This window comes from Marinobacter sp. EVN1 (genome assembly GCF_000475375.1).
Classification (GTDB): domain Bacteria; phylum Pseudomonadota; class Gammaproteobacteria; order Pseudomonadales; family Oleiphilaceae; genus Marinobacter; species Marinobacter nauticus.
In genome coordinates this window covers 125825-151820 of the sequence record NZ_AXCB01000020.1, presented here as the reverse complement: position 1 = coordinate 151820, position 25996 = coordinate 125825, and the positions used below count along the sequence as shown (strand labels likewise).

At 59.1% G+C, this 25996-nt stretch carries 27 protein-coding genes; 18 read left to right on the top strand and 9 right to left on the bottom strand.

What is annotated here, in order from left to right; genetic code table 11:
• The first annotated feature begins 5 nt into the window (after window positions 1-5).
• The 3 genes from lgt to Q674_RS31090 are packed head-to-tail and all read left to right on the top strand — an operon-like array spanning window position 6 to window position 2160.
• Window positions 6-794 (top strand): prolipoprotein diacylglyceryl transferase, encoded by a 789-nt coding sequence (gene lgt / locus Q674_RS31100; protein WP_023008904.1) that lies wholly within the window; start codon window positions 6-8, stop codon window positions 792-794.
• Window positions 791-1630 (top strand): thymidylate synthase, encoded by an 840-nt coding sequence (locus Q674_RS31095; protein ID WP_023008903.1) that lies wholly within the window; start codon window positions 791-793, stop codon window positions 1628-1630. Before lgt ends, Q674_RS31095 begins: the two co-directional genes overlap by 4 nt.
• A 14-nt stretch (window positions 1631-1644) precedes the next feature.
• Window positions 1645-2160, top strand: coding sequence for a dihydrofolate reductase (locus Q674_RS31090; protein ID WP_023008902.1), 516 nt, complete (start codon window positions 1645-1647; stop codon window positions 2158-2160).
• Window positions 2161-2179: 19 nt separating this feature from the next.
• Here Q674_RS31090 and Q674_RS31085 read toward each other — a convergent pair whose 3' ends face one another.
• Window positions 2180-3706, bottom strand: a complete 1527-nt coding sequence (locus tag Q674_RS31085) for a DEAD/DEAH box helicase (protein ID WP_022991977.1) — start codon at window positions 3704-3706, stop codon at window positions 2180-2182.
• A 198-nt stretch (window positions 3707-3904) separates the two neighbouring features.
• Between Q674_RS31085 and Q674_RS31080 the strand changes: the two genes are divergently transcribed.
• Window positions 3905-4693: an acyl-CoA thioesterase gene (locus Q674_RS31080; protein WP_023008901.1), complete on the top strand. Its 789-nt coding sequence runs from the start codon at window positions 3905-3907 to the stop codon at window positions 4691-4693.
• An 18-nt stretch (window positions 4694-4711) separates the two neighbouring features.
• Here Q674_RS31080 and Q674_RS31075 read toward each other — a convergent pair whose 3' ends face one another.
• The 3 genes from Q674_RS31075 to Q674_RS31065 form a co-directional block, all read right to left on the bottom strand.
• Window positions 4712-5611, bottom strand: coding sequence for a haloalkane dehalogenase (locus tag Q674_RS31075; RefSeq protein ID WP_014420652.1), 900 nt, complete (start codon window positions 5609-5611; stop codon window positions 4712-4714).
• Between the two features lie 122 nt (window positions 5612-5733).
• On the bottom strand, window positions 5734-5982 hold the full coding sequence (locus Q674_RS31070) for a hypothetical protein (RefSeq protein WP_011785886.1): 249 nt from the start codon (window positions 5980-5982) through the stop codon (window positions 5734-5736).
• Window positions 5983-6080: 98 nt separating this feature from the next.
• Window positions 6081-6431 (bottom strand): hypothetical protein, encoded by a 351-nt coding sequence (locus tag Q674_RS31065; RefSeq protein WP_014420653.1) that lies wholly within the window; start codon window positions 6429-6431, stop codon window positions 6081-6083.
• Window positions 6432-6561: 130 nt separating this feature from the next.
• Between Q674_RS31065 and Q674_RS31060 the strand changes: the two genes are divergently transcribed.
• Window positions 6562-7653 carry an AI-2E family transporter gene (locus Q674_RS31060; protein WP_022991975.1) on the top strand — a complete coding sequence of 364 codons (1092 nt, stop codon included), beginning with the start codon at window positions 6562-6564 and terminating at the stop codon, window positions 7651-7653.
• A 107-nt stretch (window positions 7654-7760) separates the two neighbouring features.
• The gene (locus Q674_RS31055) at window positions 7761-8171 is read left to right on the top strand and encodes a peptidoglycan-binding domain-containing protein (protein ID WP_022991974.1); all 411 of its coding nucleotides are present in this window, start codon (window positions 7761-7763) and stop codon (window positions 8169-8171) included.
• Window positions 8172-8238: 67 nt separating this feature from the next.
• On the opposite strand, the gene ilvD is transcribed toward Q674_RS31055, so the two are convergent.
• Complete coding sequence (ilvD, locus tag Q674_RS31050) at window positions 8239-10074, bottom strand: dihydroxy-acid dehydratase (protein WP_023008900.1); 1836 nt, start codon at window positions 10072-10074, stop codon at window positions 8239-8241.
• A gap of 153 nt (window positions 10075-10227) precedes the next feature.
• Between ilvD and Q674_RS31045 the strand changes: the two genes are divergently transcribed.
• Window positions 10228-11481: an HDOD domain-containing protein gene (locus Q674_RS31045; RefSeq protein WP_014420656.1), complete on the top strand. Its 1254-nt coding sequence runs from the start codon at window positions 10228-10230 to the stop codon at window positions 11479-11481.
• A 44-nt stretch (window positions 11482-11525) separates the two neighbouring features.
• Complete coding sequence (locus Q674_RS31040) at window positions 11526-12107, top strand: LON peptidase substrate-binding domain-containing protein (RefSeq protein ID WP_014420657.1); 582 nt, start codon at window positions 11526-11528, stop codon at window positions 12105-12107.
• Window positions 12108-12110: 3 nt separating this feature from the next.
• Here Q674_RS31040 and Q674_RS31035 read toward each other — a convergent pair whose 3' ends face one another.
• The 3 genes from Q674_RS31035 to Q674_RS31025 are packed head-to-tail and all read right to left on the bottom strand — an operon-like array spanning window position 12111 to window position 15576.
• The gene (locus Q674_RS31035; RefSeq protein ID WP_023008899.1) at window positions 12111-13562 is read right to left on the bottom strand and encodes a bifunctional DedA family/phosphatase PAP2 family protein; all 1452 of its coding nucleotides are present in this window, start codon (window positions 13560-13562) and stop codon (window positions 12111-12113) included.
• Window positions 13559-14557 (bottom strand): GGDEF domain-containing protein, encoded by a 999-nt coding sequence (locus tag Q674_RS31030; protein ID WP_011785878.1) that lies wholly within the window; start codon window positions 14555-14557, stop codon window positions 13559-13561. Before Q674_RS31030 ends, Q674_RS31035 begins: the two co-directional genes overlap by 4 nt.
• Window positions 14554-15576 (bottom strand): GGDEF domain-containing protein, encoded by a 1023-nt coding sequence (locus Q674_RS31025; RefSeq protein ID WP_023008898.1) that lies wholly within the window; start codon window positions 15574-15576, stop codon window positions 14554-14556. Before Q674_RS31025 ends, Q674_RS31030 begins: the two co-directional genes overlap by 4 nt.
• A 136-nt stretch (window positions 15577-15712) precedes the next feature.
• On the opposite strand from Q674_RS31025, the gene Q674_RS31020 reads away from it, so the two are divergent.
• The 10 genes from Q674_RS31020 to lipB all read left to right on the top strand — a co-directional run bounded on the left by Q674_RS31020 (window position 15713) and on the right by lipB (window position 24761).
• On the top strand, window positions 15713-16969 hold the full coding sequence (locus Q674_RS31020) for a glutamate-5-semialdehyde dehydrogenase (RefSeq protein WP_011785876.1): 1257 nt from the start codon (window positions 15713-15715) through the stop codon (window positions 16967-16969).
• Window positions 16970-16973: 4 nt separating this feature from the next.
• Window positions 16974-17624, top strand: a complete 651-nt coding sequence (gene nadD, locus Q674_RS31015) for a nicotinate-nucleotide adenylyltransferase (protein ID WP_023008897.1) — start codon at window positions 16974-16976, stop codon at window positions 17622-17624.
• A 93-nt stretch (window positions 17625-17717) separates the two neighbouring features.
• The gene (rsfS, locus tag Q674_RS31010) at window positions 17718-18068 is read left to right on the top strand and encodes a ribosome silencing factor (protein WP_011785874.1); all 351 of its coding nucleotides are present in this window, start codon (window positions 17718-17720) and stop codon (window positions 18066-18068) included.
• Between the two features lie 2 nt (window positions 18069-18070).
• A complete protein-coding gene (gene rlmH, locus Q674_RS31005; RefSeq protein WP_023008896.1) occupies window positions 18071-18541 on the top strand; it encodes a 23S rRNA (pseudouridine(1915)-N(3))-methyltransferase RlmH in 471 nt (156 codons plus the stop codon).
• Window positions 18542-18549: 8 nt separating this feature from the next.
• Window positions 18550-20448: a penicillin-binding protein 2 gene (gene mrdA, locus Q674_RS31000; protein WP_023008895.1), complete on the top strand. Its 1899-nt coding sequence runs from the start codon at window positions 18550-18552 to the stop codon at window positions 20446-20448.
• Complete coding sequence (rodA, locus tag Q674_RS30995) at window positions 20448-21590, top strand: rod shape-determining protein RodA (protein ID WP_023008894.1); 1143 nt, start codon at window positions 20448-20450, stop codon at window positions 21588-21590. The genes mrdA and rodA overlap by 1 nt, the downstream gene beginning before the upstream one ends.
• Window positions 21591-21700: 110 nt before the next feature.
• Window positions 21701-22588, top strand: a complete 888-nt coding sequence (locus Q674_RS30990) for a septal ring lytic transglycosylase RlpA family protein (RefSeq protein WP_011785870.1) — start codon at window positions 21701-21703, stop codon at window positions 22586-22588.
• A gap of 57 nt (window positions 22589-22645) precedes the next feature.
• Window positions 22646-23809: a D-alanyl-D-alanine carboxypeptidase family protein gene (locus Q674_RS30985; protein ID WP_023008893.1), complete on the top strand. Its 1164-nt coding sequence runs from the start codon at window positions 22646-22648 to the stop codon at window positions 23807-23809.
• Window positions 23810-23841: 32 nt separating this feature from the next.
• A complete protein-coding gene (locus Q674_RS30980; protein WP_370228928.1) occupies window positions 23842-24120 on the top strand; it encodes a YbeD family protein in 279 nt (92 codons plus the stop codon).
• A 2-nt stretch (window positions 24121-24122) separates the two neighbouring features.
• Complete coding sequence (gene lipB / locus Q674_RS30975; RefSeq protein ID WP_031210134.1) at window positions 24123-24761, top strand: lipoyl(octanoyl) transferase LipB; 639 nt, start codon at window positions 24123-24125, stop codon at window positions 24759-24761.
• Here the strand turns inward: lipB and Q674_RS30970 are convergent.
• Window positions 24749-25843 carry a GGDEF domain-containing protein gene (locus Q674_RS30970; protein ID WP_023008891.1) on the bottom strand — a complete coding sequence of 365 codons (1095 nt, stop codon included), beginning with the start codon at window positions 25841-25843 and terminating at the stop codon, window positions 24749-24751. The genes lipB and Q674_RS30970 overlap by 13 nt on opposite strands.
• Window positions 25844-25996: the final 153 nt, after the last annotated feature.

Below are 25996 nucleotides of genomic sequence, written 5' to 3'. Positions count from 1 at the left end.
CATTCATGCTGCAACATCCACAGTTTGACCCGGTGGCGATCGCCCTTGGGCCGTTGAAAATTCACTGGTACGGCCTGACCTATCTGGTCGGGTTTGCTGCTGGCTGGTGGCTGGGCCGTCTTCGGTCCCGCAAGCCCTGGTCGCCACTGCAGGAAGAGCAGGTGGGTGATCTGCTGTTCTATATGGCCCTGGGCGTGATTCTCGGTGGCCGCTTTGGCTATGTAGTGTTTTACAACTTCGATGCCTTTATTGCGGACCCGCTCTGGTTGCTCCGGGTCTGGGAAGGCGGTATGTCTTTCCATGGCGGGTTGCTGGGGGTAATGCTGGCCATGTGGTGGTATGGCCGAAAAACCGGAGCCGGGTTCTGGAAAATCGCCGATTTTGTCGCGCCCTTGGTCCCGGTCGGGCTGGGTGCCGGGCGAATCGGAAATTTCATAAACGGCGAACTCTGGGGCAAACCGACAGACGTAGCCTGGGGCATGGTCTTTCCGCAGGCGCCAGACAGCCTTGCCAGGCATCCGTCACAGTTATATCAGTTCGCGCTGGAAGGCGTACTCCTGTTCGTGATTCTCTGGTGGTTCTCCTCAAGGCCCCGCCCGAGAATGGCAGTGTCCGGCCTGTTTCTGGTGTGCTATGGCATCTTCCGTTTCCTGGTGGAGTTCGTTCGCCAGCCAGATCCACAGTTGGGTTACCTGGCCTTTGACTGGTTGACGATGGGGCAGGTGCTCTCTGCACCGATGATTGCCGCCGGCGCCGCCCTGATGTTCCTTGCTTATCGGAGAAACGTCCAATGAAAGCCTATCTCGATCTGATGCAGGATGTTGTCGATAACGGATTCGACAAAGGTGATCGCACCGGCGTGGGCACCCGCTCGGTGTTCGGCCGCCAGATGCGTTTCAATCTGCAGGACGGTTTCCCGCTGGTGACCACCAAGAAGGTCCACCTGCGCAGCATCATTTATGAACTCTTGTGGTTCCTCAAGGGCTCCACCGACAACACCTGGCTGACGGAACGCAAAGTCAGCATCTGGAATGAGTGGGCACTGGAAAACGGCGATCTCGGTCCGATCTACGGCAAGCAGTGGCGCAGCTGGCAATGCCACGACGGCCGCGTGATTGACCAGATCAGCGAGGTGATCGAGCAGATTCGCACCAAGCCCAACTCCCGGCGCCTGATCGTCTCCGCCTGGAATCCGGCCGAGCTGCCGGATGAGTCTATCAGTCCGCAGGACAACGTGCGGGAGGGGCGTATGGCCCTGGCGCCTTGCCACTGTCTGTTTCAGTTCTATGTCGCCGACGGCAAGTTGTCTTGCCAGCTCTATCAGCGCAGCGCCGACCTGTTCCTGGGCGTGCCCTTCAATATTGCGTCCTATGCCTTGCTGACCCATATGATTGCGCAGCAGTGTGATCTGGGGGTGGGTGAGTTCGTGCACACGTTTGGTGATTGCCACTTGTACCGGAATCATCTGACGGACGACATCGTATTTGAACAGCTCCGGCGTGAACCCCGCGCGCTGCCGAAGCTGGTCATCAAACGTAAACCGGAATCCATCTTTGGCTACGAGCTGGAAGATTTCGAGTTCGAAGGTTACGACCCGTACCCCGTGATCAAAGCCCCTATAGCGATTTGAGCAAGGAACCCGTTATGCGCAAGGCCCTTATCGTAGCCATGGCCCGAAACCGGGTGATCGGCCGGAATAACAAGCTGCCCTGGTATCTGCCAGGTGATCTGCGCTACTTCAAGCAGGCCACCATGGGCAAGCCCATTATCATGGGTAGAAAGACCTGGGACTCCATCGGCCGGCCTTTGCCCGGGCGGATGAACGTGGTGATTTCCAGAAATCCGGAATGGCAGGCGCCAGCCGGAACCGTTGCCGCGGCATCGCTGAGTGAAGCGTTGGTGAAAGCCGAAGCCCAGGCGGAGCTGGAAGGTGGTGATGAAGTGATGATTATTGGTGGTGGCCAGATCTATGCCGAAGCGCTGCCAATGGTCGACCGGATATACATCACCCAGGTGCACGCCGAGGTGGACGGAGATGCTTTCTTTCCGGAAGTGAACTGGGACGAGTGGGAAGAGATCGGACGCGAAGATTTCTCCGCGTCTGACAACAATCCTTACGACTACAGCTTTGTCGTCTACCAGCGTAGCCGGTCAGAGTGACCGGCTAGCCAATCAGGCCTCAGCGCGGAGCGCGCTTGGGGCCTTTTCCAGCAGGCTTGCCGCCCTTGCCGGCGGGCTTGCCACCTTTCGGCCCGCTCTTGCGGAAGCCGGGTTTGCCATCCTTGCTGAACTTTTTGCCAGGGCCTCCTTTGCGGAAGCCGCCTTTGCCCGGAGGCGGACCTTTGCGATCCCGGCGAGGCGCGGCGGAAATCTCCGGCAGTGCTTCCGGTTGTTCCAGTGGCAGAGAATCCGGCTGGGAGGCTTCCAGCAGGCAGGCCATGGCGCCGGCGATGGCGGCCATGTCCATGTCGTTACGTTCGGCGATCTCGTCCAGCAGGGCGATGGCCTTTGCCGCGCGAGGATCGTCGGTGAAGCCCAGCAGCTGCGCCTCAAACTGTTCTACCCGCATTTTCTGCAGGGCGGCAGGTGACGGCAGCTGGTACGGTTCCATCGGGGAGTTGGTGGCCCGCTCCAGAGTGCGCAGCCAGCTGCGCTCACGCGGAGTCACCAGCAGGATAGCCTTGCCGGTGCGACCGGCACGGCCGGTACGGCCAACCCGGTGGATGTAGGCCTCGGTGTCGTAGGGCACGTCGTAGTTGATAACGTGAGTAATCCGGGGCACGTCCAGACCACGGGCGGCGACGTCGGTGGCAATGATGATGTCTTTCTTGCCACGCTTGAGGTCTTCAACGGTCTGTTCGCGTTGGCGCTGGTTCAGGTCGCCGCTCAGGGGCGCCACAGCGTGGCCGCGTGCGGACAGTTTTTCTGCCAGCATGGTGGTTTCGGCCTTGGTGCGCACGAAAATGATCGAGGCGTCAAAAGGCTCCACTTCCAGAATGCGGGTCAGCGCATCCAGCTTGCGCTCGGCGTAGACCGGCAGCACAAACTGAGCGATGCGTTCAACCGTGCGGGTTTCGCTCTCGATTCTTACTTCGGTAGCGTTTTTCAGGTAAGTCTGGGCCACTTTCTTGATCTGTGGCGGCATGGTGGCCGAGAAGAGCGCGCGCTGGCAGGTGTCCGGCGTCTTCGCCAGGATGGCTTCCACGTCATCAATGAAGCCCATGCGCAGCATTTCGTCGGCTTCGTCCAGTACCAGTGCCTTCAGGCCGTCCAGCTTCAGGGTGCCCTTGCGCAGATGGTCGAGCATGCGGCCAGGTGTGCCCACAATAACCTGGGCGCCACGCTTGAGGCCGCGAATCTGTGGTGAGAAATCCTGGCCACCGTAAATTGGCAGAACATGAAAATTGCGGAACTTGCTGGCGTAGGTGGTGAACGCTTCCGCGACCTGAATCGCCAGCTCCCGGGTAGGGGCCAGCACCAGAATCTGTGGCTCGGCCACGTTAGCATCAATCCGGCTCAGCAATGGCAGGGCGAAGGCTGCGGTCTTGCCGGTGCCTGTCTGGGCGACGCCCAACAGGTGGTTGCCGGCCAGCAGAGCAGGGATGGATTGCGCCTGGATGGGCGACGGGGTTTCATAGCCAACGGCGGAGACGGCTTCCAGTACTGCTGGATCCAGCCCCAGTTCGGCAAAAGACAATTCTGACATGAATGTACTCGGTATTCGGAGGGTATCGCACTGCAAAGGCAATGCATGATTTTGGCGCATTATAGTCTGTTTGGGGTGGTTTTTATACGACTATTGCCAGGCAATCGATAGGTAGTTGCCGGGGCCGGCCTATTGTCAGGCTTCGACAAGTGGTGCAGTCTTACCGGTTTGCAGGCTAATGAACAGGATCTAAAACAAATGACGTTCGATGACCTTCTCGGTAATGTCCGGAATAACTGCGAAGTGGTGATACCGTCAGACTGGGGCCAGGGACGTGCCACGTTCGGCGGCCTGGTCGCGGCCCTGGTGTTTGAGGTGATGGCATCAAAAGTGGCGGATGATCGCGCCATGCGGGCTCTTCAGGTGTCTTTTGTCGGCCCCGTAGAGCCGGATGTGCCGGCCCGTGTTGAGGCCGAAGTCCTGCGTGAAGGCAAGGCAGTATCCCAGGTCCAGGGACGGATCCTTCAGAATGGCGAGCCCCGCCTTGTCTGTCTGGCCAGTTTCGGGGGAGACCGTGAGTCTGCTGTCCGAGTGGCGCCGACATCGGCGCCGGAAGCGGTGCCGGTAGAGCAATGTCAGTCACTTCCGTATATCCCGAAAGTGACGCCGGAGTTTACCCGTCATATCGAAATGCGCTGGGCGTTTGGCCATATGCCATTCTCCGGTAAGGGCGGGCGCGAAATGGGGGGCTGGATGAAGTTCCGGGAAGCCCCGGAGACTATGACCGACGCCCACATTGTTGCTCTGGTAGATGCCTGGCCACCGGCGCTGTTGCCGCATCTCAAGGGGCCGGCGCCAGCCAGTTCCCTGAGCTGGGCGCTGGAGATTGTCCATCCCCGGCCTGCCATGAAGCCGGATGACTGGCTGCTGTACCGGGCAACCATCGACCAGGCTGGCGCCGGATATGGTCACACTCATGCTGGTATCTGGACTCCGGCCGGTGAACTGGTGGCCCTGAGCCGGCAAACGGTTACAGTCTTCGGCTGAGTGAGGCGGGCCTGGCTATCAGGCCGCCATCTCGGCTTTGAGCGCGTCCAGAATGACCCGGGCAAACTGTCGGGGGGAATCTTCCTGCAGGAAATGTCCGCCGTTGAGGGTGATATGGGGCTGGCCGAAGGCTCCGGGGATTCGCCGCTGCATATAACGGTCGCCACCCCGGGTAATCGGGTCGCCGCTGCTGAAGCAGGTGATAAAGGGTTTGCGCCATTTTTCCAGCACGCGCCAGGCTTCCCGGTTGGCGGCGCTGGCCGGGTCGTTGGGTGAGGTTGGCACCAGTGCCGGGAACGCCCGGGCACCGGCTTTGTAATCCGGTGTCGGGAAGGGCGCCTCGTAGGCGGCTATTTCGGCCGGGCTTAGTGACCGTTCGGTACCAAGCTGGACAATCCGGCCTATCGGAAACCAGGGGCTATGGCTGGCAAACGCCTTCCAGAGTCTGAAGACGGCCGGTACCCGGGTGTCCCCCGTTGGCAGCATGCCGTTGCCGACAATGATCCGGCTGAACCGACGATGATGCTCTGCGGCCAGCCTTAATCCCAGCAGTGAGCCCCAGTTCTGACACACCAGCGTGACGTTGGTCAGGTCCAGTGTTTCAAGCCAGTGGGTCAGCCAGCGCATGTGGCTGTCATAACTGTAGTCGCTGACATCGGCGGGTTTGTCTGACTTGCCAAAACCAATCAGATCGGGCGCCAGCACCCGATGGCCCGCTTCGGCGACAAGCGGAATCATGTGCCGGTAGAGATAGGACCAGGATGGCTCCCCGTGAAGCATCACCACTGGGTCTGCGTGGGCGGGTCCTTCGTCTACATAGTGCATCCGAAGACCTGGCTCAACATCCAGATAGTGTGCTGAAAAGGGGTAATCCGGGAGGCCTGCGAAGCGGGCTTCGTCGGTTCTCAGAATACGCATGCCATCGACTGTCCTGACTGAGTGGTTGCGTGATTATCGGTACGACAATCGTCGAAGGTCAGGATAAATCAGATGGGAATTTTGTGTGTTTGAGTTGCGTAACAGAGCGTTGCCAGTTTGAATCAGGATGCGATGTCAAACAGGCGTTCTGGGTTTTCCACCTGGGCCAGAGCCTCGTCGCAGCAGTTCACCGCGCCGCAATCGTCCGCGGAGCACAGGCCGATGGTGTTGCACTCAATGGCCTGATGGGCGTCGCCCTGGTTACGGAAAATTCTGGCGCGGGAGAGAATGGAATGGCAATGCCCGCACAACAGGGTGGGCACGGCGCTCCCCTGGGCCAGGATGGCAGTGTAATGGTTGTTGTCTGTCATAGTTATCCTCCTGATCAGATCACAGTAAGGGCGAAGTGTGACATTTCAAAGTCAGTCCGGGCCTGGGCCCTGCACTTCGGCTTCCGCAGTTGTACGTATCAGGCGTCAGGATCGACCAACGGCCGGCGGTTGGAGCGCTTGTCCTCCCAGTCGAGTTGCTTGGGGTCGTACCAGCCAAGTCCGTCCAGAACCCGTTGGCGAGTGTATTCAGACAGCGTGGGCCAGAGCTCCTGGAAATCCTCCAGGCCGCGATCCCGCAATCGTTGCTGCTTGCCACTCAGGCGGCTGATGGTTCTGGGCAGGTGCAGGGCCTCGCCCAACTGGCCGGGCACGAGTACCTCCTGGCCCATCACCTTGCGACGATGGGTTCGGGCTGCCAGCACTTTCTGCAGTTCCAGTGCGGCCTCCAGCGCGCTCTCCACGGTAAAGTTGTCTGCTTCCAACCACATAACCTGTATTGTTGGCTGATTGATAACCAACCACTATAACGCGAACCCCACTACACTGGCCACGCTATCGTGGTAGTCTGCTTTCCCTATCAGCCCCGATGGGCATGTTCTGGACAGGAATTGTTTAACTATGTACGCAAAACTTGAAACACGGACTTTTCTTGCGATGCTGCTCGGTGTGTCGCTTGCGTTCATTCTGTTGATGAAGCCGTTCTTTGGCCCGATCTTCTGGGCGGTGGCCATTGCGCTGATTTTCCATCCGGTGCAGCAGTTGCTGGTACGCAGACTTGGCGACCGGCCGACACTAAACGCCCTGATTACACTGTTCGTGTGTATGGTGATCGTGGTGATTCCGGTGCTGGTACTGGGCGCGGCGCTGATCGCGGAAGGTATGGGGATCTACCAGAAGATCCAGGCCGGAGAGATCCGGCCGGGGGAATACATTGATCAGGTTAACCAGTCGTTTCCTGCCATCCAGGCCTTTCTGGCCCAGTTTGACATCAATTTTGCGGATCTGAGGGACCGCGCCGTTAATGCCTTTCTGGGGGGGAGTCAATTTCTGGCCAAGCAGGCCCTGGGCATCGGGCAGAACACCTTTCAGTTCTTTCTGGGTCTGGCTCTGATGGTTTACCTGGCCTTTTTCCTGATCCGTGATGGCCAGAAACTGATAGAGCTGATGATTCGCGCCTTGCCGCTGGGTGATGAGCGTGAGCGCCTGTTGTTTGCCAAATTCGCGGAAGTCACCCGTGCCACGGTCAAGGGTAACCTGCTGATCGCCATCATTCAGGGGGCGCTTGGTGGCATAATCTTCTGGATACTTGGCATTACCGGAGCCTTGCTGTGGGGGGTGGTCATGGCCATCGTCTCATTGCTGCCAGCCGTCGGGGCTGCGATTGTCTGGGTGCCGGCGGCCATCTATCTGGCTGCCGTGGGGGACATTGTGCCGGCCATCATTCTGACCGCCTATGGGGTGGTGGTGATTGGTCTGGCGGATAACCTGCTCCGGCCTGTGCTGGTAGGGCGGGACACCAAAATGCCGGACTATCTCGTGCTTTTGTCCACCCTGGGCGGCATTGTTATGTTCGGCATCAATGGTTTTGTCATGGGTCCGCTGGTGGCGGCGCTTTTCATGGCGTTCTGGGGCATTTTTATCCGTGAATTTGGCCAGTATCACTATGCCGATCCGGCAAATCCCGAGAATGGTCCGGCCCGCGAAGATTAAATTATGTTATGGTCTAGGAAGCGCTGATACGTAGAGGAAGGCGCCACACTATAAAAACAGAACAGCAGATGTCACAGAGATATCCAGGAGTAGATCAGGTGAGAACCATGAAAACAGTCACCCGTCACATCGGCAGGACGGCGCTGGCGGTCGGAACGGTCGCCCTGCTGGGTCTGGCACCCGTTGCCCAGGCCAATGAAGTGGTCGCGCTCAAGCACGCGCTTTATGGCGCCGGTTACGACATCACCAATGTCAGCCCGAGCATGGATGACAAGACCAGGGCGGAACTGACCCGCTTCCAGAAAGACAACGGCCTTGAGGCAACCGGTATTCTGAACGAGGAAACCGAGCGTGCTCTGGGGCTGATCACCGTGCAGCAGGCGGCCGCTGATGCGGGCCAGTCTGCGCCGGCGGCAACTGCGCAGGCGGCACCGGCAGAACCGGCTCCAGCTGAGACCGAGTCTTCTGCCGAAGACACCATCGAAGAAGACGAAGATGGTGGCTGGTCGCTCTGGTAAACGCCAGTCCCCGGATAAAAAAAAGCCCGCAAGGCAAACACTTTGCGGGCTTTTTTGTGGTCCAGATTCAGTCCAGCTTGCTCAAATCCCGAACCGCACCTTTATCGGCACTGGTGGCCAGCAGTGCGTAGGCTTTGAGGGCGGCGGATACCTTCCGGTCCCTCGGTAACTCCGGTTTCCAGCCCCTGGCGTCGCGTGCTTCCCGTCGCTGTGCCAGTTCTTCCTTACTGACCTGAACATTGATAGATCGGTTGGGGATGTCGATCAGAATGGTATCGCCATCCTCAATCAGACCAATCGCGCCACCGGCAGCAGCTTCCGGCGAAGCATGGCCGATGGAGAGCCCTGAAGTTCCGCCGGAGAACCGGCCATCGGTCAGCAGTGCACAGTCCTTGCCCAGCCCCTTGGATTTCAGGTAGCTGGTCGGGTAGAGCATTTCCTGCATTCCTGGACCGCCTTTGGGCCCTTCGTACCGAATGATCACCACATCACCGGCCTTGACCTCGTCACCCAGAATGCCGGCCACGGCGGAATCCTGGCTTTCGAAGACCCGGGCCTTGCCCTCGAAGACGTAGATGCTTTCATCAACGCCCGCGGTTTTCACCACGCAGCCATCCTGGGCGATATTGCCATACAGTACCGCCAGACCGCCTTCTGAAGAATAAGCGTGTTCCACGGAGCGGATGCAGCCGTCTTCACGGTCGCCATCGAGGCTTGGCCAGCGGGTGCTCTGGCTGAAGGCTGTCTGAGTCGGAATACCGGCGGGGCCAGCTTTGTAGAATTCGATCACTTCGGGTGTTGGCGAGCGCATGATGTCCCAGGTTTCCAGGGCTTCACGCATGGTTTTGCTGTGAGCCGTGGGCAGGTCGACGTTAATCAGGCCGCCGCGCTCCAGTTCACCCAGAATGCCCATGATACCGCCGGCGCGGTGCACGTCTTCCATGTGGTACTTGGGGGAGTTGGGAGCAACCTTACACAGCTGCGGAACCTTGCGGGACAAGCGATCGATATCGGCCATGGAGAATTCAACACCGCCCTCCTGTGCCGCAGCCAACAGGTGCAGGATGGTGTTGGTGGAGCCGCCCATGGCAATGTCCATGGTCATGGCGTTCTCGAATGCTTCCACAGAGGCGATGCTGCGCGGCAGAACGCTGGCATCGTTCTGCTCGTAATAGCGTTTGGCATTCTCCACAATCTGACGACCGGCTTTCAGGAACAACTGTTCCCGGTCGGCATGGGTGGCCAGCATGGAGCCATTGCCGGGCAGGGCCAGGCCGATGGCTTCGGTCAGACAGTTCATGGAATTGGCGGTGAACATGCCGGAGCAGGAACCGCACGTAGGGCAGGCGCTGCGTTCGTATTCCTCGACCATCTCATCGGTCGCCGTTGGATCGGCGGCGATGACCATGGCATCCACCAGGTCGAGCTTGTGTTCAGAAAGCTTGGTTTTTCCGGCTTCCATCGGGCCGCCGGAAACAAAAATGGTGGGAATGTTCAGGCGCATGGCGGCCATTAGCATGCCCGGGGTAATCTTGTCGCAATTGGAGATGCACACCAGCGCATCGGCGCAGTGGGCGTTGACCATGTATTCCACCGAGTCGGCGATGATTTCCCGCGACGGCAGGGAGTAAAGCATGCCATCGTGCCCCATGGCGATACCATCATCTACAGCAATGGTGTTGAACTCTTTGGCAACACCGCCGGCCGCTTCGATCTCGCGGCAAACCAGCTGGCCCAGGTCTTTCAGGTGAACGTGCCCGGGCACAAACTGGGTAAAGGAGTTGGCAACGGCGATGATGGGTTTGCCGAAGTCCTCGTTCTTCATGCCGGTGGCACGCCAGAGGGCGCGGGCACCGGCCATATTGCGGCCGGCGGTAGAAGTGTGGGAACGATACTGGGGCATGGTAGGCGGTTCTCTCCCTAGGTTATCGGATAAAGTGAAAGACCAGAGGATAACAGATTCGACGCCGCTCGCATGGCTGTTTTCCCGAGTGGTGATTACAATACGTAACATGTGATGCCCGTTTATTATCCAGCAGTTCAGGGGAGTCTGCCTATGGGCGGCCAGGAAAGCCTGCCATTACGTCGTCTTAAAAGTTTTCAGCCTTTGGGCCGTCTGACTGACGATCAGCTTGTGTTGTTGGCCAGCCGGGCTGAGCGCAGAACCCACGGACCAGGGCAGAGGGTCATGGAACGGGGCGTTCGGGATGGTCTGGATTATTTTCTGATTTCCGGCGCCGTGGAGCTGCAATCGGTTGATGGTCGTAAGTCGACCATTGAGGCTGAGACCGACAAAGCTCTCAATCCAGTAGCCCGTCTGCAGCCCCGGATGTATGACGTTACTGCGGTCAAACCCTGCGAGTTTCTGGTGATCGAGCAGGAAGTGCTGAACCAGATGCTGAGGGCGGCGCCCATTTCCCAGGTGGAAATGGACTCGTCCGATCACGACGAAGATCAGAGCGAAGAGCACCATCTGTTGATGGAGTTCTACTCTGAGCTGCGGTCCAATCAGGTCCAGCTGCCGAGTGTGCCGGATGTGGCCTGGAAAGTCCGGCGGGTGGTGGACCGGGAGGACTCGTCGGCCACCGAGGTCGCTTCTGCGGTGTCGGCAGACCCGGCCATGGCGGCCAAGCTGGTACGTTCCTGCAACAGTCCGCTCTATCGCGGTTTCAGCGATGTCCGCAATGTGCGTGAGGCCGTGGTTCGTCTGGGCATGCGAACCACCCGGCAATTAGTGACGGTGTTCGCCATGCGCGAGGTGTTCAAGACCCGTCGGGCGCCATTGCAGAAAGAAATGGAGCAGCTATGGCGCCATTCCCGGGAGGTGGCGGCGCTGTGCTGGGTGCTGGCGGACCACGCCACACGCATTGATCCTGAGGAAGCCTTACTGGCGGGGTTGCTGCATGATATCGGGGTGGTTCCTGTACTGGTGCAGGCCGAGCACCACGTCAATCTGTTCGCCGATGACAGAAACCTGCACCATGCCATCGACGAACTCCGCGCCGATGTCGGGTGTGCGGTACTTGAGAACTGGGCGTTCCCGAAAGCTTTCGTGGAGGCGGTGCGTCATGCGGAAGACTGGCATCATGAGTGCCGGGAAACTGCGCCCCAACTGGTTGATGTGGTGATTGTTGCCCAACTGCATTCGATGATTGGCTCCAGCCAGAATGAGGGGCTTCCAGCCTTTGATCAGGTGCCGGCATGGCGCCGGCTGGGCGAGTTGGAATTGAATGCTTCCAGAAGTCTGCAACTGCTGAGTGAGGCCCGGGAACGGGTGGATGAAGTGCAGAAGCTTCTTTCGATTCGATAGACCAAGCCGCAGCAGGAGCCTGGCCAGTAGTGACTGAAAAACTTATGAACGTACCGCTGTTTCCATTGAATTCAATCATACTCCCCGGGGGGCGAATCCCCCTGCAGCTGTTCGAGCCCCGTTATATCGACATGCTCACCCGTTGCCTGAAGGAAGATCGCGGCTTTGTGGTGGTTTTGTTGCGGGAAGGTGCCGAGACCGAAGCCCGGGCCTCGTTCTACGACATGGGTACCTACGTCCGGATCATCGACTTCCAGCAACTGGATAACGGTTTGCTGGGTATCACCGTTGAGGGAGATTGCAAGGTTTCCGTCGTCCGTAGCTGGCAGCAGGAGGATGGCCTCAATGTCGGCGATGTGGAGTGCCTGATTGCCGAGGCCGAGAGCGATGTGCCGGAACGCTACCATGAGTTGCCCTCGGTTTTGCGGGCACTGTTCCGGCATCCGGTGGTCAAGGATCTGGAAATGGATGTGGATTATGACGATGCCCGCCATATTGGCTGGAGGCTGACCGAATTGCTGCCGCTGGATAAGCAGGAAAAACAGCGGCTGGCGGAATTACAGGATCCGCTTGAACGGCTTGACCGACTGCAACAGTTGCTGGAAGCGCTGGAACAGGGCGGCTGACGGTTATAGCTGAGGGGCGTAACTCACCACGGCAGTTTCCCAGTTACCCATCATGTAGATGGCCACGAAAGCCAGCCAGCCGATTCCGGCGGCCCAGGTCAAGCTGTCCGGGCTCAGCGCCACCCTGTCATATCGGCTGTAACTGGCCCGTGTCGCACCGGTGATCGCGAGCCCCAGAAACAGGCCTCCAAGCACATCCGTGAACCAGTGCACGCCGAGATACAGTCGGCTCAGGGCTACCGGCAGCAAGGGTAGTGACAGAAACAGGTAATGTTGCCAGCGCTGGTGTTTGCGGTTTTCGCCCGCGACGAAGCTGGCTGCCAGGGTAACCAGCACGGTCATACCGGCCGTATGCCCACTGGGGTAAGCGCCGGAGCTTGGTGCCGAGAGCACCTGATCTGGCCGGCTGATGCCGATACCTGCTTTCAGCAGCCAAACGCTGATCCCGGTGATGGCTGCTGCAGTGGCAATATGAATGGCGGCTGCGTAGTAGCCCCGGAACGCCAGCAAGAGGACGGCAAACACGGCGGCAGCGAACAGGACCGGGGGATCTCCCAGCAAGGTGAACGCTACCATCGGAAGATCCAGTAGGGGTTGGCGCAGAGCGCCGAACCATTGCAGCACTTGCTGGTTCATAAAGGCCAGCTCATCACTGACTCCGACCAACTGTGCCAGCCCAAGAAACAATGCGAGCGAGGTGGCCGTCATTAGCAGTGAGGGCAGAGGAAATTCCCCCTGCTGAGCCGGCCGCTCGCTGCTGTACAGACGCCAGAACCGGTGTGTTGCGTCGTATTGACTCATCCGGGATTCCAGCCATTGATAGAGCCAGCTCCCTTCACCAACGCCGAGCCGAATCCGCAAAACAATCAGATAGACAACCACCAGTGCCGCACCACTGACCGCAAGTACCAGATAGAAATGGGGTGGGGGTTTGATCTCGCTGCTCATGGCCGAGCCTACGAAAAATCCCGGCAGGACATACACCAGGGCCCAGCCCGCGGCTGATAGCAGATTGAAGGTGAGAAAACGCTGCCAGGACATGGTCAGCGCACCGGCAATCAGGGGAATGACCGGGCGTATCGGCCCAACAAAACGGCCAATGACCACGCTTTTTCCTCCGTGGGCGCGAAAAAAGCTCTCTCCGCGGGCAATGAGCCCCGGGTATCGACTGAATGGCCAGACGGTATTCAGACGCCCCTTGAACAGGCGGCCGATGGCGAAGCTGATCGCATCCCCTGCCACGGCACCAAGGCCGGCCCACAGCAGGGCGTCGGACAAGGGCAGGCCGCTCTTGCCGGCAAGCGCGGCAAATGCGAACAATAAAGCCACTCCAGGTATGATAATGCCGGCAACCGCCAGCGATTCTATCAGCGCGGTCAGGAACAGGGCGGCAATCAGCCAGCCCGGATTGGCGGCTACCCAGGAAGTAACGTCGGTGAGCCAGGTCGCGGTCATGCCTTGACAGGCTCTCCCGGGCTGAACCAGGCAGAATCCGCTCCTCGCTTCCTGGCTTCGAGCATGGCGGTGACGGCGCGGTCACGCAATGAATGGGTGCTGGTGTCGCCGTTGCCCCGGGTGGTGCAGCCGAGGCTGACCGATATTTTGCCAACCTGGGCCCAGTCATGTTCACTGAGGGTCCTGCGAATGCGCTCTGCAATGACCCGTACCCCTTCCTCCGGCGTAAACGGCAGGATCAGGAAGAACTCCGATCCGTTGATACTGTAGAGCGAATCCCCGGCCCGGATGATTTCAAACAGGGTACCTGTAACGTCGCGTAGCAGCGTTTGCAGGCCGGCCTTACCGTGCAGGTCGCGAATTTCGTCGGCATGGTCGATGTTCAGACTGACGACCGACAATGGGTGGCCGGTGGCAATGGCACGACTGATTTCCTTCTGCAGTGTCTCATCCAGAAAACGGGCGTTATGGGCTCCGGTGGCGGGGTCGGTAATGGCAAGATCCTGGGCCGATTGCGCCATATGGTCGTAGTGCCAGATATACAGGGCGGTCACTGCCAGCAGTGCTATAAGGCCGGCTGTCGTCATCAGGGCAGTGTCTATGGATGTCGACAGCCAGGTGACAGCCAGCACCGGCACCAGCAGCATCGCTGAGAGCATTAGTCCATGCCGCAGGGGCAAAATCAGCAGGTTCAGCGAAAGCAAAGGCATGGCCCAGTGGCTGATGCCCGGGGCATCCATTGTCAGTACCGCTGCAACCAGACCACTGTTAAGGCCGGCGAGAATGACCAGGTGGCCGGGCGCGGAGAGCTGCTGGCGACGGCATAGCCAGGTATAGACCAGGCCGGCAACCAGTAAGGCGGTCATGGCCAGGGCCAGATAGAACAGCTGGTAAAAGCCGTAACGCAGGTTCTGCAGTGCCAGCGCGGCGGTGAACAGCGCCGCCAGGCCGTAGCCAAAGGCGTGGGTCCAGGTTCGGAGTCGGGTCTCGGTCATTGCGTTGCCTCCCTGCCGGAAGGTTCAGTCAGTCCGCTGGCCTCTGGGGGTACCGGGTTGCTGTAGGTCTGGGTCCGGTTACCGCCCTGCTGTTGGGCGCGCCGCAGGGCGTTGGCAACGCTCTGTTGCAGGCTGTCGGCATCGTCGCCGATATTGAGCCCGGCCACGCCGGTGCTGACCGTAAGCTTCAGGCCGTGCGAATCCATCAGCGTGCACAGGCCGCGGCGAACCTGTTCTGCAGTGCGGGCTGCCTCGGCAGTATTGGCGCCGGGGAGAATCACCAGAAACTGAAGGTCGGCCACCCGGTAATAGGTATCGAAATCCCGAAGCTGAGAGTGCAGGTAGCGGCCGATGCGTGGCAGGATCGCGCGAATGTCTTCGTCCGGATCGACGTCGCTCAGGTGAGTATCCAGCCCGATCATCATCACCGACATGTTGGTGCCTTCCCGCTCGCTGCGCTGTATTTCCTTGTGCAGGTCGGCTGACAGGTATTCCCGGCTGGCTGCCTGGGTAAGCTCATCGGTACGGCGCAGGGGCGCAAGCTGCCGGGATTTGTACTCGCGCATGAACACCAGAATGGCTCCGAGGAGCGTGGTCAGTACCAGTGCAGTCATCATCTGGTGCCTGTCCGGGAGGGCTATCGCCCACTGGGTGCCGGCCAGCACTAGGAAAATGAAGATAACAGTAACAATGGCGGCCAGATAGACCGGCGCCATGGCAAACAGTACCAGCGGTAGGGCATAGAGCCAGTGGCTGAGTGGCCAGGGGCCCAGCCAGATGGCCGATACCAGCGCCAGAATCAGGGCTGTCAGAAAGAATGCCCGTAATTGTGGCCAGGGGGCATTTTGATGTGTTTTGCCCTGATGGGTGCCCGCAAGGCAAAGACCAGCCGCAGCTGCAGCTGCCACTGCCGCCAGCAGTTCCCCCATGAACAGACAGAGCCCGGTGGTCAGGCCAAAGGCAATAAACCCGCTGCGGGAAAACTTGCCGGGAAGAAATTTTTCGGCGGTTTGGGGCATTGAGTCTGTCCTTTGCTGGCGCATCCATTTGAACCTGTGCAGCGCTATAATAGTCGTTTGGGGTGCGGACTTGAAACGGGAAAGGTAAAGTAACCCTCCCGTTTTGGAATCAGCTTGCAGAATTAAGGGTAAATCAATGGATGTAGCAGCCTACATGACGGAGCTCGGCCAGCAGGCCAGGGCCGCTTCCCGGGAAGTCGCCCGGTCCTCCACTGCCGTGCGGAATCAGGCACTTCTGGCCACCGCCGCCGCCCTGGACGCCGCCAGATCCGAGCTTGCCACGGCTAACAGCAAGGATCTGGAGCGTGGCCGGGAAAACGGACTCGACAGTGCCATGCTGGATCGCCTGGAGCTTACCTCTCAGCGCATCGATGCCATGATTGAGGGTTTGCGCCAGGTGGCTGCGCTCCCGGACCCTGTGGGTGTGATTACCGATATGACCTATCGCCCGTCGGGTATTCAGGTAGGCAAGATGCGGGTGCCACTGGGGGTAATCGGTATCATTTACGAGTCGCGGCCCAATGTCACGGTCGAGGCTGCCAGCCTGTGCCTGAAATCCGGCAACGCAACCATTCTGCGCGGCGGCTCCGAGGCGATTCACTCCAACCAGGCCATTGCCCGTTGTCTCAAACAGGGCCTGAGCGAGGCGGGGTTGCCGGAAACTGCAGTCCAGGTGGTCAGCACCACCGACAGGGCCGCTGTGGGTGAGCTGATCACCATGCCTCAGTTCGTGGATGTAATTGTTCCCCGCGGCGGTAAGGGCCTGATCGAGCGTATCAGTCGGGACGCCCGTGTGCCGGTAATCAAGCATCTGGATGGTGTGTGTCATGTTTACATCGACAGCCATGCCGACCCGGAGAAGGCGCTGAAGGTAGCGGTTAATGCCAAAACCCAGCGTTACGGGACCTGCAATACCATGGAAACCCTGCTGGTTGATGACGAGGTGGCGGAGGACTTGTTGCCGCTGCTGGCGGAACAGTTCCGAAGCAAAACCGTGGAGTTGCGGGGGTGCCGGCGCACCTGTGCCATTCTCGGAGATATTGTCGAAGCCACCGAGGAAGACTGGCACGCGGAATACCTTGCCCCCATTCTGGCGGTGAAGGTGGTTGACGGACTGGATGGTGCCATTGAGCATATCAATCGCTACAGCTCCCAGCACACCGACAGCATTATCACCGAAAACTACACCCGTGCCCGTCGGTTCCTGACGGAGGTGGATTCCAGTTCTGTCATGGTCAATGCCTCAACCCGATTTGCCGATGGCTTCGAGTATGGCCTGGGCGCTGAGATTGGTATTTCCACCGATAAGATCCATGCCCGTGGGCCGGTCGGTCTGGAAGGGCTTACCTCACAGAAGTACGTGGTGTTCGGTGACGGCCATATCCGGACCTGACACCATGCATGTGATCTACGGCGGCACCTTTGACCCGATTCACCACGGTCACCTCCGGCTGGCGCTGGAAGTGTCCGAGGCGCTGGAGGTGAGCCAGGTGCACCTGGTGCCCAGCCATATCCCGCCGCATCGGGGTAGCACCGGAGCCAGTTCGGCGCAGCGTCTGGAGATGATCCGGCAGGCCATCGCCGGCGAACCCGCGCTGGCGCTGGACGAGCAGGAGGTGCACCGGGGCGGAGCCTCATACACCGCCGATACATTGCGCCAGCTTCGGGCCGAGCTGGGGCCGGATTGTCCTCTGGTGATGGTGGTCGGTACCGACGCTTTCTCATCGTTTGACCGCTGGCGCGAGTGGCAGGAGATCCCCGGGCTTGCCCATATCGTGGTGGTGCGCCGCCCCGGCTCGGAACTGCCGGTGGGCAGCGAGGCAGCGCAGTTGGTAGCAGAGCGCTGTGTGGGTTCAGCGTCGGAGCTGCATTCGCGGCCGGCGGGCCTGGTATTGGAGCTGGCGCCGCCGTTGCTGGACATTTCCGCCACGGGTATTCGACGGCGTATCGCGGCGGGTCGGTCGCCACGCTACCTCACCCCGGATGACGTCTGCCAGAGTATCCGCGCCTGGGGGCTCTACGGTGCCCGGCCCGTTGAAAGCCAATAGGAGTTATTCACAGGCGTCTTTGATGCTACAATCGCGTCTGAATATCATTGATCGGGTGGCCATACCGGCCAGTACCCGTACTACAGGGTAATTATGCAGGCTGAACAACTGAAAGATCTGGTCGTTAACGCACTGGAAAATATCAAGGCTCAGGACATCAGTGTGATTGATGTTCGCGACCGCACCAGCGTGACCGATTTTATGGTTCTGGCATCCGGTACCTCCAACCGACATGTAAAATCCCTCGCGGATTCGGTGGTGATCGAGGCCAAAGAGCAGGGTGTACGTGCATCCAATGTTGAAGGTGAAGGCGGCAGTGACTGGATCCTGGTTGATCTGGGTGACGTGGTTGTTCACGTGATGATGCCTGCTACCCGGGAGTTCTACGATCTGGAGCGCTTCTGGCGTGATGCTCCGGATCTCGGTGCTGCGGGCAGCGAGTAGTCATGCGCCTGCGTCTGATCTGTGTGGGGCAGAAAATGCCCGACTGGGTCACTGCGGGGTACAACGACTACGCTCGCCGGATGCCGCCCGAGTTGCCCCTTGAACTGACTGAAATCCCCATGGCCCACCGGGGCAAAAATCCCGACATCTCCCGACTGATGCAGCGGGAAAGCGACGCGATACTGTCTGCAGCAGGCACCCGTGACCGCGTGGTGGCTCTGGAGGTGGGTGGGCGCCCCTGGTCAACGGAAAAACTCGCCTCACAGCTGGAAAACTGGCAACAGGACGGCCGGGATGTCGCTTTTCTGGTCGGCGGCCCCGACGGCCTGGCGGATGCCTGTCGACAGCGGGCGGATCAGCAATGGTCACTGTCGCCTCTTACCTTGCCCCACCCTCTGGTGAGAATCCTCTTGGCTGAGCAACTCTACCGGGCCTGGAGCATCACCCGTAACCACCCTTACCACCGGGCCTAGGAACAGACATGGTCTGGGGCGAACTGAAAAATACCGCAGCGGAGCGTCGGCTGTTCCAGCGCCGGGCCATGGTGATGCTGGTGTTCGTCCTGGTGCTGATGACCGGGTTGCTGGCTCGGATGTACCAGTTGCAGATCGTTGAGCACGAGATTTACACCACGCTGTCTGACAAAAACCGGGTTCAGGTACAGTCGGTACCGCCTCCCCGAGGCCTGGTGTACGACCGGAATAACGTTCTGCTGGCGGAGAATCGCCCGGTATTCAGCCTGACGGTAGTGCCGGAGCGCGTTGGCGACATGGATGCAACCCTGGCGCGCCTGAGCGACATCCTGAGTATTGCCGATGAAGATCTGGAACGATTCCAGCGCCGACTGCGGGAGCCGCGACGTCCGTTCCAGGCGATCCCCCTGAGTTACGATCTCGACGAAGCCGAAATTGCCCGCATGGCAGTGCACCGGCATCAGTTTCCCGGGGTGGAGGTTGAGGCCGAACTGGTTCGCTACTATCCCCATAGCGAGCTGACCGCCCATGCCCTGGGGTTTGTCGGCCGTATCAATCGCGACGAACTCCAGCGTATCGATCCGGTCAATTACGCGGGGACCAACTACATCGGCAAATCCGGCATTGAGCGTTTCTACGAGGAGGCGCTTCACGGTCAGGTGGGCTACCAGCATGTAGAAACCAACGCCCGTGGCCGGATCTTGCGGGTGCTTGAGCGAGTAAATCCTGTTCCGGGCGAAGACCTCCAGCTCCATCTTGATTTGCGGCTCCAGCGTCGGGCGCATGAGCTGATGGAGGGCAGGCGAGGTGCGATCATTGCTATCGAACCCAAGACCGGCGGGATTCTGGCGCTTGCCAGTGTGCCCGGTTTTGATGCCAATAAATTTGTGACCGGTATCAGTGTCAATGATTATCGCGAATTGAGTCAGAGTATCGATAAGCCATTGTTTAACAGGGCGCTCCGTGGCCAGTACCCCCCTGCGTCGACCATCAAGCCCATGATGGCTGTTGCAGCGCTGGACAGCGGCGCAACGGATAAAGACCGTAGAATCTGGGACCCGGGATACTTCCAGCTCCGTGAGGGCGGGAGGCGTTTTCGGAACTGGAATCGCTCTGGTGATGGCTGGGTGGATCTGAAGTACTCGATGGCGAGATCCAATGATGTTTACTTTTACGCAGTGGGCGTTGATATGGGGGTGGATGTCATGTCTTCCTATCTGGCCCGGTTCGGCTTTGGTGAGGATGCCACCCTGGATGTGTCCGGTGCTTTGACCGGGTTGTTGCCGACCGCAGACTGGAAAAGGGCCGTGAGAAATGAACCCTGGTATCCCGGAGACTCAGTCAACATGAGCATTGGACAGGGTTTTTTGCTGGCAACGCCCATGCAACTGGCAACAGCTACAGCATTGATTGCCAATCGCGGAGCCTGGGTTGAGCCCAGGTTGCTTAAGGATGTTCACGGCGACAGTCCAGTGGAGGAATTCCTGCCGGAGCAGACGCATGAGCAGCTTGAACTGAAGGATCCTGACGATTGGGAATATGTCGTCGATACCATGGAAGAAGTGATGCACGGTGCCAGGGGGACGGGGCGAAGCGCTGGTCGAGGCGCAAGCTACCGAATGGCTGGAAAAACGGGCACGGCCCAGGTATTCAGTCTTGGTCAGGATGAGGAGTACGACGAAGAGCAGATAAGGGAACGACTTCGGGACCACGCGCTGTTTGTCGGGTTTGCGCCAGCGGATGACCCCAAGATCGCAGTGGCGGTTATCGTTGAAAATGGTGGCAGTGGCAGCGGCGCCGCGGCTCCGGTTGCCCGGGCCTTGTTTGATGCCTGGCTGGAGGAGTTTCCGGCGGAGCAGGCAGAACCTGTGATCAGCGATTCCAGCGCGGCCGGGGGAGACAACTGATGGCCGGTAGCAAATTGTGGAGCAGTCAGACTGGCAGCGATCTGGGGCGCAACCGCAGTATCTGGTCAGCGTTGCATCTGGACCCGATTCTCCTGGGGCTTCTGTTGTTACTCGTCGGTGGCGGCCTTTTTGTGCTTTACAGTGGTGCTGACCGGAATATTGATGTGGTCAAGGCACAGGGCATTCGCCTGGGCGTTGCCTTTGTGGTGATGTTCGTATTCGCTCAGTTGGATCCGGCGGTCTTTCGCCGATGGGCACCCTGGCTCTACGGCTTGGGGCTGATCGGGCTGGTCGCCGTGTTGCTGGTGGGTGTCGGTGCCAAAGGGGCGCAACGCTGGCTGGCGTTGCCTGGCCTGCCCCGGTTTCAGCCTTCCGAGTTCATGAAGCTGGTGGTGCCGATGATGGCAGCCTGGTATCTGTCTCGTTATTACCTGCCACCGACCTTCCCCAGGGTGATGACGGGGCTGGTGATCGTTCTGCTGCCGATGTTCCTGATCATCCAGCAACCGGATCTCGGTACCTCCTTGCTGGTCGGCATGGCCGGCATTTTCGTGGTGTTTTTTGCCGGTATCAGCTGGAAGTTGATTGCCGCGTTCCTCGCCATGGTCTCGGTTTCTGCCCCGCTGATGTGGTTCTTCGTCATGCGGGAATATCAGAAGCAGCGGGTATTGACGCTGTTGGACCCTCAGAGTGATCCGCTCGGAGCCGGCTGGAACATTATCCAGTCGAAAACCGCGATCGGTTCCGGCGGTATGGAGGGCAAGGGCTGGTTGCAGGGTACCCAGTCACACCTGGAGTTTTTGCCGGAAAGCCACACCGACTTTATTGTCGCGGTGCTGGCAGAGGAGTTCGGTTTTATCGGTATGTTGCTGCTGTTGACGGTGTACTTCCTGATTATCCTGCGTTGTCTCTATATCTCGGTTACCGCCCAGGACTCCTTCAGCCGGTTGGTGGCCGGAGCGCTGACGATGACGTTCTTTATCTATATCTTCGTCAACATCGGAATGGTGAGCGGCCTGTTGCCAGTGGTCGGTGTGCCTTTGCCGTTGATCAGCTATGGCGGCACCTCAAGTGTCACTTTGATGGCGGCGTTCGGCGTGCTGATGTCGATTCACACCCATCGCCGGATGATCACCGCCTGAACCAGTAATGATGGCTGCCCGGTAATGGTGTATACACAAGGGAACCCGTTACAATGTTGCTGGTCAGTAATGGCGGTATCAATACACAGGTTTTGGGGTAGTGAACAGACATGGTCAAGGTCTCTGACAAACGGATTCCCGCACTGGCTTTAGCTGCCTTGCTGGCCGGCTGTGCCAGCAGTCCTGAAGTTGACCACTCGTCACGCTACACCATTAAGCAGGATCGGGCTCCTTCGGGCAGCTTTGACGCCAGTGGCCTGGCCGATGCCACACCCCGTTATGAGCAGCCACGGACGGCTGGCAACAAGTCGCCCTATACGGTCTGGGGCAAGCGCTATCATGTGATGGACAGTAACGACGGCTACGTGCAGCGCGGCACCGCGAGCTGGTATGGCGAGAAGTTTCACGGCCACAAGACCTCCAACGGTGAAGTGTTCGACATGTATGCCATGTCGGCGGCACACAAATCCCTTCGGATTCCGGGTTACGCGCGAGTGACCAATCTCGACAACGGCCGCTCGGTGATTGTCCGTGTGAACGATCGCGGCCCCTTCCACGGGGATCGGCTGATCGATCTGTCCTATGCCGCGGCCAAGAAGCTCGGCTATCAATCCCGTGGTACCGCCAGGGTTGAAGTGGCCGCTATTACGGTGCGTCCGGACGGCGCCATGTTTCTGGCTGGCAAGCCGTTTGATGCCGCTGGCCAGGCTCCGGTGGTTGCCTCACAGGCTTCCGGAACAACAGAGCTGGCCGCCGGTGAGGGGCTGTTTGTCCAGCTCGGCGCATTCAGTCAGCGGGATCCGGCTGAGGCCATGCGCGAGCGTCTGCTGGGAGTGCTGGATAATCCTGTGAGGGTCCGGGAGATCACCACTGATAATGGCCGGTTCCATCGGGTTCAGGTGGGGCCATTCAAGAGCGAGGGCGACGCGCGCTACGCTCAGAACCTTCTGGAATCCAGAGGGTTCCGGCAGTCCATTGTACTGACCGATTCGCACTGAACCGACTGAGTTCAGAACCAACATAAGACAAGCATCTGACGACGAATGAAACTATCCATGGCTTTCAAGACTGTAACTCGAACCCTGTTTCTGGTTTTCTCCCTGTTGCTGATGAGCGGGCAGGCCTCGGCGCAGGCGGTACTGATCCCGTCGCCGCCGCAGATTGCCGGTAGCTCCTGGGTATTGATGGACCCGCTCAGTGGTCGTGTGATCATGGAGCACAACAGCAATGAGCGTTTGCCACCAGCGAGCCTGACCAAAATGATGACGGCCTATATTGTCGAGCGCGAGCTGGATGAAGGCCGTATCTCCATGTCGGATATGGTACCTATCAGTGTCAAGGCCTGGCGCACAGAGGGGTCCAGAACCTTCGTGCAGGAGGGCACCTCGGTGTCCGTTGAGGATCTGCTCAAGGGTGTGATTATCCAGTCTGGCAACGATGCGTCTGTGGCGTTGGCCGAGTTTGTGGCCGGCAGTGAAGGGGCTTTCGTGGACATCATGAACCAACAGGCGCAACTGCTGGGCATGAAAGATACCCACTTCGAAAACGCCACCGGCCTGCCCTCCGCAGACCATTTCTCAACCGCCTACGATCTTGCGATCCTGGCACGGCATATTATCCAGGACTACCCGGAAAACTACCCGCTGTATGCGCAGAAGCACTTCACCTACAACAATATTCGTCAGCCCAACCGAAACAGCCTGCTATGGCGGGATGACAGCGTTGATGGTTTGAAAACCGGGCACACGGAAGAGGCCGGTTATTGTCTGGTGGCATCGGCCAAGCGGGGTGAGACCCGGCTGATTGCTACGGTTATGGGAACCAGCAGCTCTGAGGCCCGGGCCCAGGAAGTGCAGAAAATGCTCAACTACGGCTTCCGTTACTTTGAAACCGAGCGGCTGTTCCGTGCCGGTCAGGAGCTGATGGCGTCCAGAGTGTGGGGCGGTCAGGCGGATGAGGTGTCGGTAGGCATGCCGGAGGATATCTATGTCACCATTCCCCGTGGCTCCCGCGAGCAACTGGAATCGGTGGTCGACCTTGATTCCGTGATAAAAGCGCCCATTAAGGTGGGAGATGAGCTGGGCCGCGTTCGTGTGGTTCTGGATGGTGAAACCCTGGTGGATGAGCCGGTGCTGGCACTTACCGAAGTGCCTGAAGGCGGTTTGTTCAAGCGCATCTGGGACGCCATCAAGCTGTTTTTTGTTCAACTGTTTAACTGAGGTTGAGGCGCTGTTTGCCTTAGCCGGGAGTAATGTGCGGCATGACTGAGCCGAAAGCACCAAAAATCGAGTTTCCCTGTGACTATGTCATCAAGGTGATTGGCAATGCCGCGCCCGATTTCACCGAATTTGTGGTGGAGGTCGTTGAGCAGCATGCCCCGGGACTGTCTGAAGCGGACATCTCGGTGAACGACAGCAGCAAAGGCCGGTTTTCTTCGGTTCAGCTGAAAATTGTGGCGACCGGTGAAGATCAGCTCAAAGCACTCTTTGAAGAGCTTAAGGCCAGTGGCCGCGTTCACATGGTGCTGTAACGGTGGCTGACCTCATCGTACGGTCACTGGGGCAACAGCCCTACATGGAAACCTGGGAAGCGATGAAATCGTTCACCGCCAACCGGGACGAGGCCACCGTGGATGAGCTCTGGTGCCTGGAGCATCCCAGGGTGTTTACCCAGGGGCAGGCGGGCAAAGCCGAGCATATCCTTCTGCCAGGAGACATTCCGGTAATTCAGGTGGATCGTGGTGGTCAGGTGACCTATCACGGCCCCGGGCAGCTGGTGATCTACCTGCTGATTGATCTGACCCGGCGTAAACTCGGGGTGCGTAACCTGGTCAGTGCCATTGAGCAGGCGATTGTCCGTACCCTGGCCCAAGGCGGCATCGAAGCAGCACCGCGGTCAGATGCACCGGGTGTCTATGTGAATGGCGCCAAGATTGCGTCCTTGGGTTTGAGGGTCCGCCGGGGCTGCTCCTTCCATGGCCTGGCTTTGAATGTGAACATGGACATGGAACCCTTCTCCCGAATCAACCCTTGTGGCTACGCGGGTATGTCCATGTGCCAAGTCAGTGATTTTGAGGTCGGAGCCTCGGTCTATGACCTGGAACGCCGGCTGGTGAGCGAGCTGGTCGAAGGCCTGGGCCATTGTCAGGTGGAGCAACGTCAGGGCTGGTGAAGCGCCTCAGTAGCCTGACACACGCGATTTCTCCCCAGCGTCTTGGCCTGATACAGCGCCTCATCGGCCCGTTGCAGCAGGCGATCGATCGACTCCGACCCCTGTATACAGGCCACGCCGATGCTGATGGTGGCGGTCACTCGCTTGCCCGCGCAGTCAATGGCCTGGCTCGCCACGGCTGAACGGATTCGCTCTGCCGTAGCGGCGGCTTCGGTCAGGGCGGTTTCGGGGAGTAGTACCAGAAACTCTTCTCCGCCCCAGCGGGCGATGGTGTCCACCTTGCGGCTCTGGCCGGTCACGGTGCGGGCAACCAACACGATCATGTCGTCGCCCGCCTGGTGACCGTAGCTGTCGTTTACATTCTTGAACAGGTCGATATCCATCAGCAGAACCGAGAAGCTGCGACCGTTACGCAGGTAGCGCTGATACTCTGTTTCCAGTTGTTCCAAACCTTCGCGGCGATTGGCCAGGCTGGTGAGCGCGTCGTGCTTGGCGGCGTACTCGAATTCTGCGGCCAGCCGGATCAAGCCTAGCTTGCTCCGCCGCCGGCTCTGGTCGAGGATGTAGCAAGTGGCCATTTCGAAAGCCAGCACGATGATCATGGAAAGCCGGAAGCTGGTACTGTAGGGCGAGTCAAAAACCATATCCCCCAACGGACTGAACAGAAATAATACGGCCAGCCATCCGCCCACACAGGCCAGTATGCCGACTCTGGCTTCACTGATGTAGAAGATTATGGGGGGATAGGCGAACAGCCAGATGATGGCCGAGCCGTCTTCAACCGCCTGAATGGCCAGGTAGGTAAACAGAGCGATAATCAGGGTAATGAATGCCCGGCGCTGGAGGGTTTTGTGGCCCAGGCTCAGAAAGACGATCGCATTAATGGCCAGAAGGGCGGCGAAGGCCAGCAGCAGCCGTGAAGTTAACGGGTCCCCGTGGCCGGACGAGCGCCAGGCAAAAAACACAAGCAACGGCACTGCCGCACAGGTGAGGCCGTTGATCAGGGCCGGTACCGGTATTTCGCCTTTAACGCGAAACTGCGACAGCTCGGCGTCTGGCGTTCTTGAAGCGGGCTGATTCATGTGTGGGTGGTATTGTTGTAGTTGATAAATATCACAGAAACCCTGTCAACCAATACTAGACCGCTTTGTGATCTGTGACTGTGTCAAAACGTAACCGATGTCACGAACTCTTTTAAATTGGTCGAAGTTTATACACATTGGCTGCAGGGGCAG

What these genes read in the sequence shown, in the direction of transcription:
- lgt (WP_023008904.1), top strand. Translation starts at nt 6, where the DNA reads ATGCTGCAACATCCACAGTTTGACCCGGTGGCGATCGCCCTTGGGCCG.
- Q674_RS31095 (WP_023008903.1), top strand. Translation starts at nt 791, where the DNA reads ATGAAAGCCTATCTCGATCTGATGCAGGATGTTGTCGATAACGGATTC.
- Q674_RS31090 (WP_023008902.1), top strand. Translation starts at nt 1,645, where the DNA reads ATGCGCAAGGCCCTTATCGTAGCCATGGCCCGAAACCGGGTGATCGGC.
- Q674_RS31085 (WP_022991977.1), bottom strand. Translation starts at nt 3,706, where the DNA reads ATGTCAGAATTGTCTTTTGCCGAACTGGGGCTGGATCCAGCAGTACTG.
- Q674_RS31080 (WP_023008901.1), top strand. Translation starts at nt 3,905, where the DNA reads ATGACGTTCGATGACCTTCTCGGTAATGTCCGGAATAACTGCGAAGTG.
- Q674_RS31075 (WP_014420652.1), bottom strand. Translation starts at nt 5,611, where the DNA reads ATGCGTATTCTGAGAACCGACGAAGCCCGCTTCGCAGGCCTCCCGGAT.
- Q674_RS31070 (WP_011785886.1), bottom strand. Translation starts at nt 5,982, where the DNA reads ATGACAGACAACAACCATTACACTGCCATCCTGGCCCAGGGGAGCGCC.
- Q674_RS31065 (WP_014420653.1), bottom strand. Translation starts at nt 6,431, where the DNA reads ATGTGGTTGGAAGCAGACAACTTTACCGTGGAGAGCGCGCTGGAGGCC.
- Q674_RS31060 (WP_022991975.1), top strand. Translation starts at nt 6,562, where the DNA reads ATGTACGCAAAACTTGAAACACGGACTTTTCTTGCGATGCTGCTCGGT.
- Q674_RS31055 (WP_022991974.1), top strand. Translation starts at nt 7,761, where the DNA reads ATGAAAACAGTCACCCGTCACATCGGCAGGACGGCGCTGGCGGTCGGA.
- ilvD (WP_023008900.1), bottom strand. Translation starts at nt 10,074, where the DNA reads ATGCCCCAGTATCGTTCCCACACTTCTACCGCCGGCCGCAATATGGCC.
- Q674_RS31045 (WP_014420656.1), top strand. Translation starts at nt 10,228, where the DNA reads ATGGGCGGCCAGGAAAGCCTGCCATTACGTCGTCTTAAAAGTTTTCAG.
- Q674_RS31040 (WP_014420657.1), top strand. Translation starts at nt 11,526, where the DNA reads ATGAACGTACCGCTGTTTCCATTGAATTCAATCATACTCCCCGGGGGG.
- Q674_RS31035 (WP_023008899.1), bottom strand. Translation starts at nt 13,562, where the DNA reads ATGACCGCGACCTGGCTCACCGACGTTACTTCCTGGGTAGCCGCCAAT.
- Q674_RS31030 (WP_011785878.1), bottom strand. Translation starts at nt 14,557, where the DNA reads ATGACCGAGACCCGACTCCGAACCTGGACCCACGCCTTTGGCTACGGC.
- Q674_RS31025 (WP_023008898.1), bottom strand. Translation starts at nt 15,576, where the DNA reads ATGCCCCAAACCGCCGAAAAATTTCTTCCCGGCAAGTTTTCCCGCAGC.
- Q674_RS31020 (WP_011785876.1), top strand. Translation starts at nt 15,713, where the DNA reads ATGGATGTAGCAGCCTACATGACGGAGCTCGGCCAGCAGGCCAGGGCC.
- nadD (WP_023008897.1), top strand. Translation starts at nt 16,974, where the DNA reads ATGCATGTGATCTACGGCGGCACCTTTGACCCGATTCACCACGGTCAC.
- rsfS (WP_011785874.1), top strand. Translation starts at nt 17,718, where the DNA reads ATGCAGGCTGAACAACTGAAAGATCTGGTCGTTAACGCACTGGAAAAT.
- rlmH (WP_023008896.1), top strand. Translation starts at nt 18,071, where the DNA reads ATGCGCCTGCGTCTGATCTGTGTGGGGCAGAAAATGCCCGACTGGGTC.
- mrdA (WP_023008895.1), top strand. Translation starts at nt 18,550, where the DNA reads ATGGTCTGGGGCGAACTGAAAAATACCGCAGCGGAGCGTCGGCTGTTC.
- rodA (WP_023008894.1), top strand. Translation starts at nt 20,448, where the DNA reads ATGGCCGGTAGCAAATTGTGGAGCAGTCAGACTGGCAGCGATCTGGGG.
- Q674_RS30990 (WP_011785870.1), top strand. Translation starts at nt 21,701, where the DNA reads ATGGTCAAGGTCTCTGACAAACGGATTCCCGCACTGGCTTTAGCTGCC.
- Q674_RS30985 (WP_023008893.1), top strand. Translation starts at nt 22,646, where the DNA reads ATGGCTTTCAAGACTGTAACTCGAACCCTGTTTCTGGTTTTCTCCCTG.
- Q674_RS30980 (WP_370228928.1), top strand. Translation starts at nt 23,842, where the DNA reads ATGTGCGGCATGACTGAGCCGAAAGCACCAAAAATCGAGTTTCCCTGT.
- Q674_RS30970 (WP_023008891.1), bottom strand. Translation starts at nt 25,843, where the DNA reads ATGAATCAGCCCGCTTCAAGAACGCCAGACGCCGAGCTGTCGCAGTTT.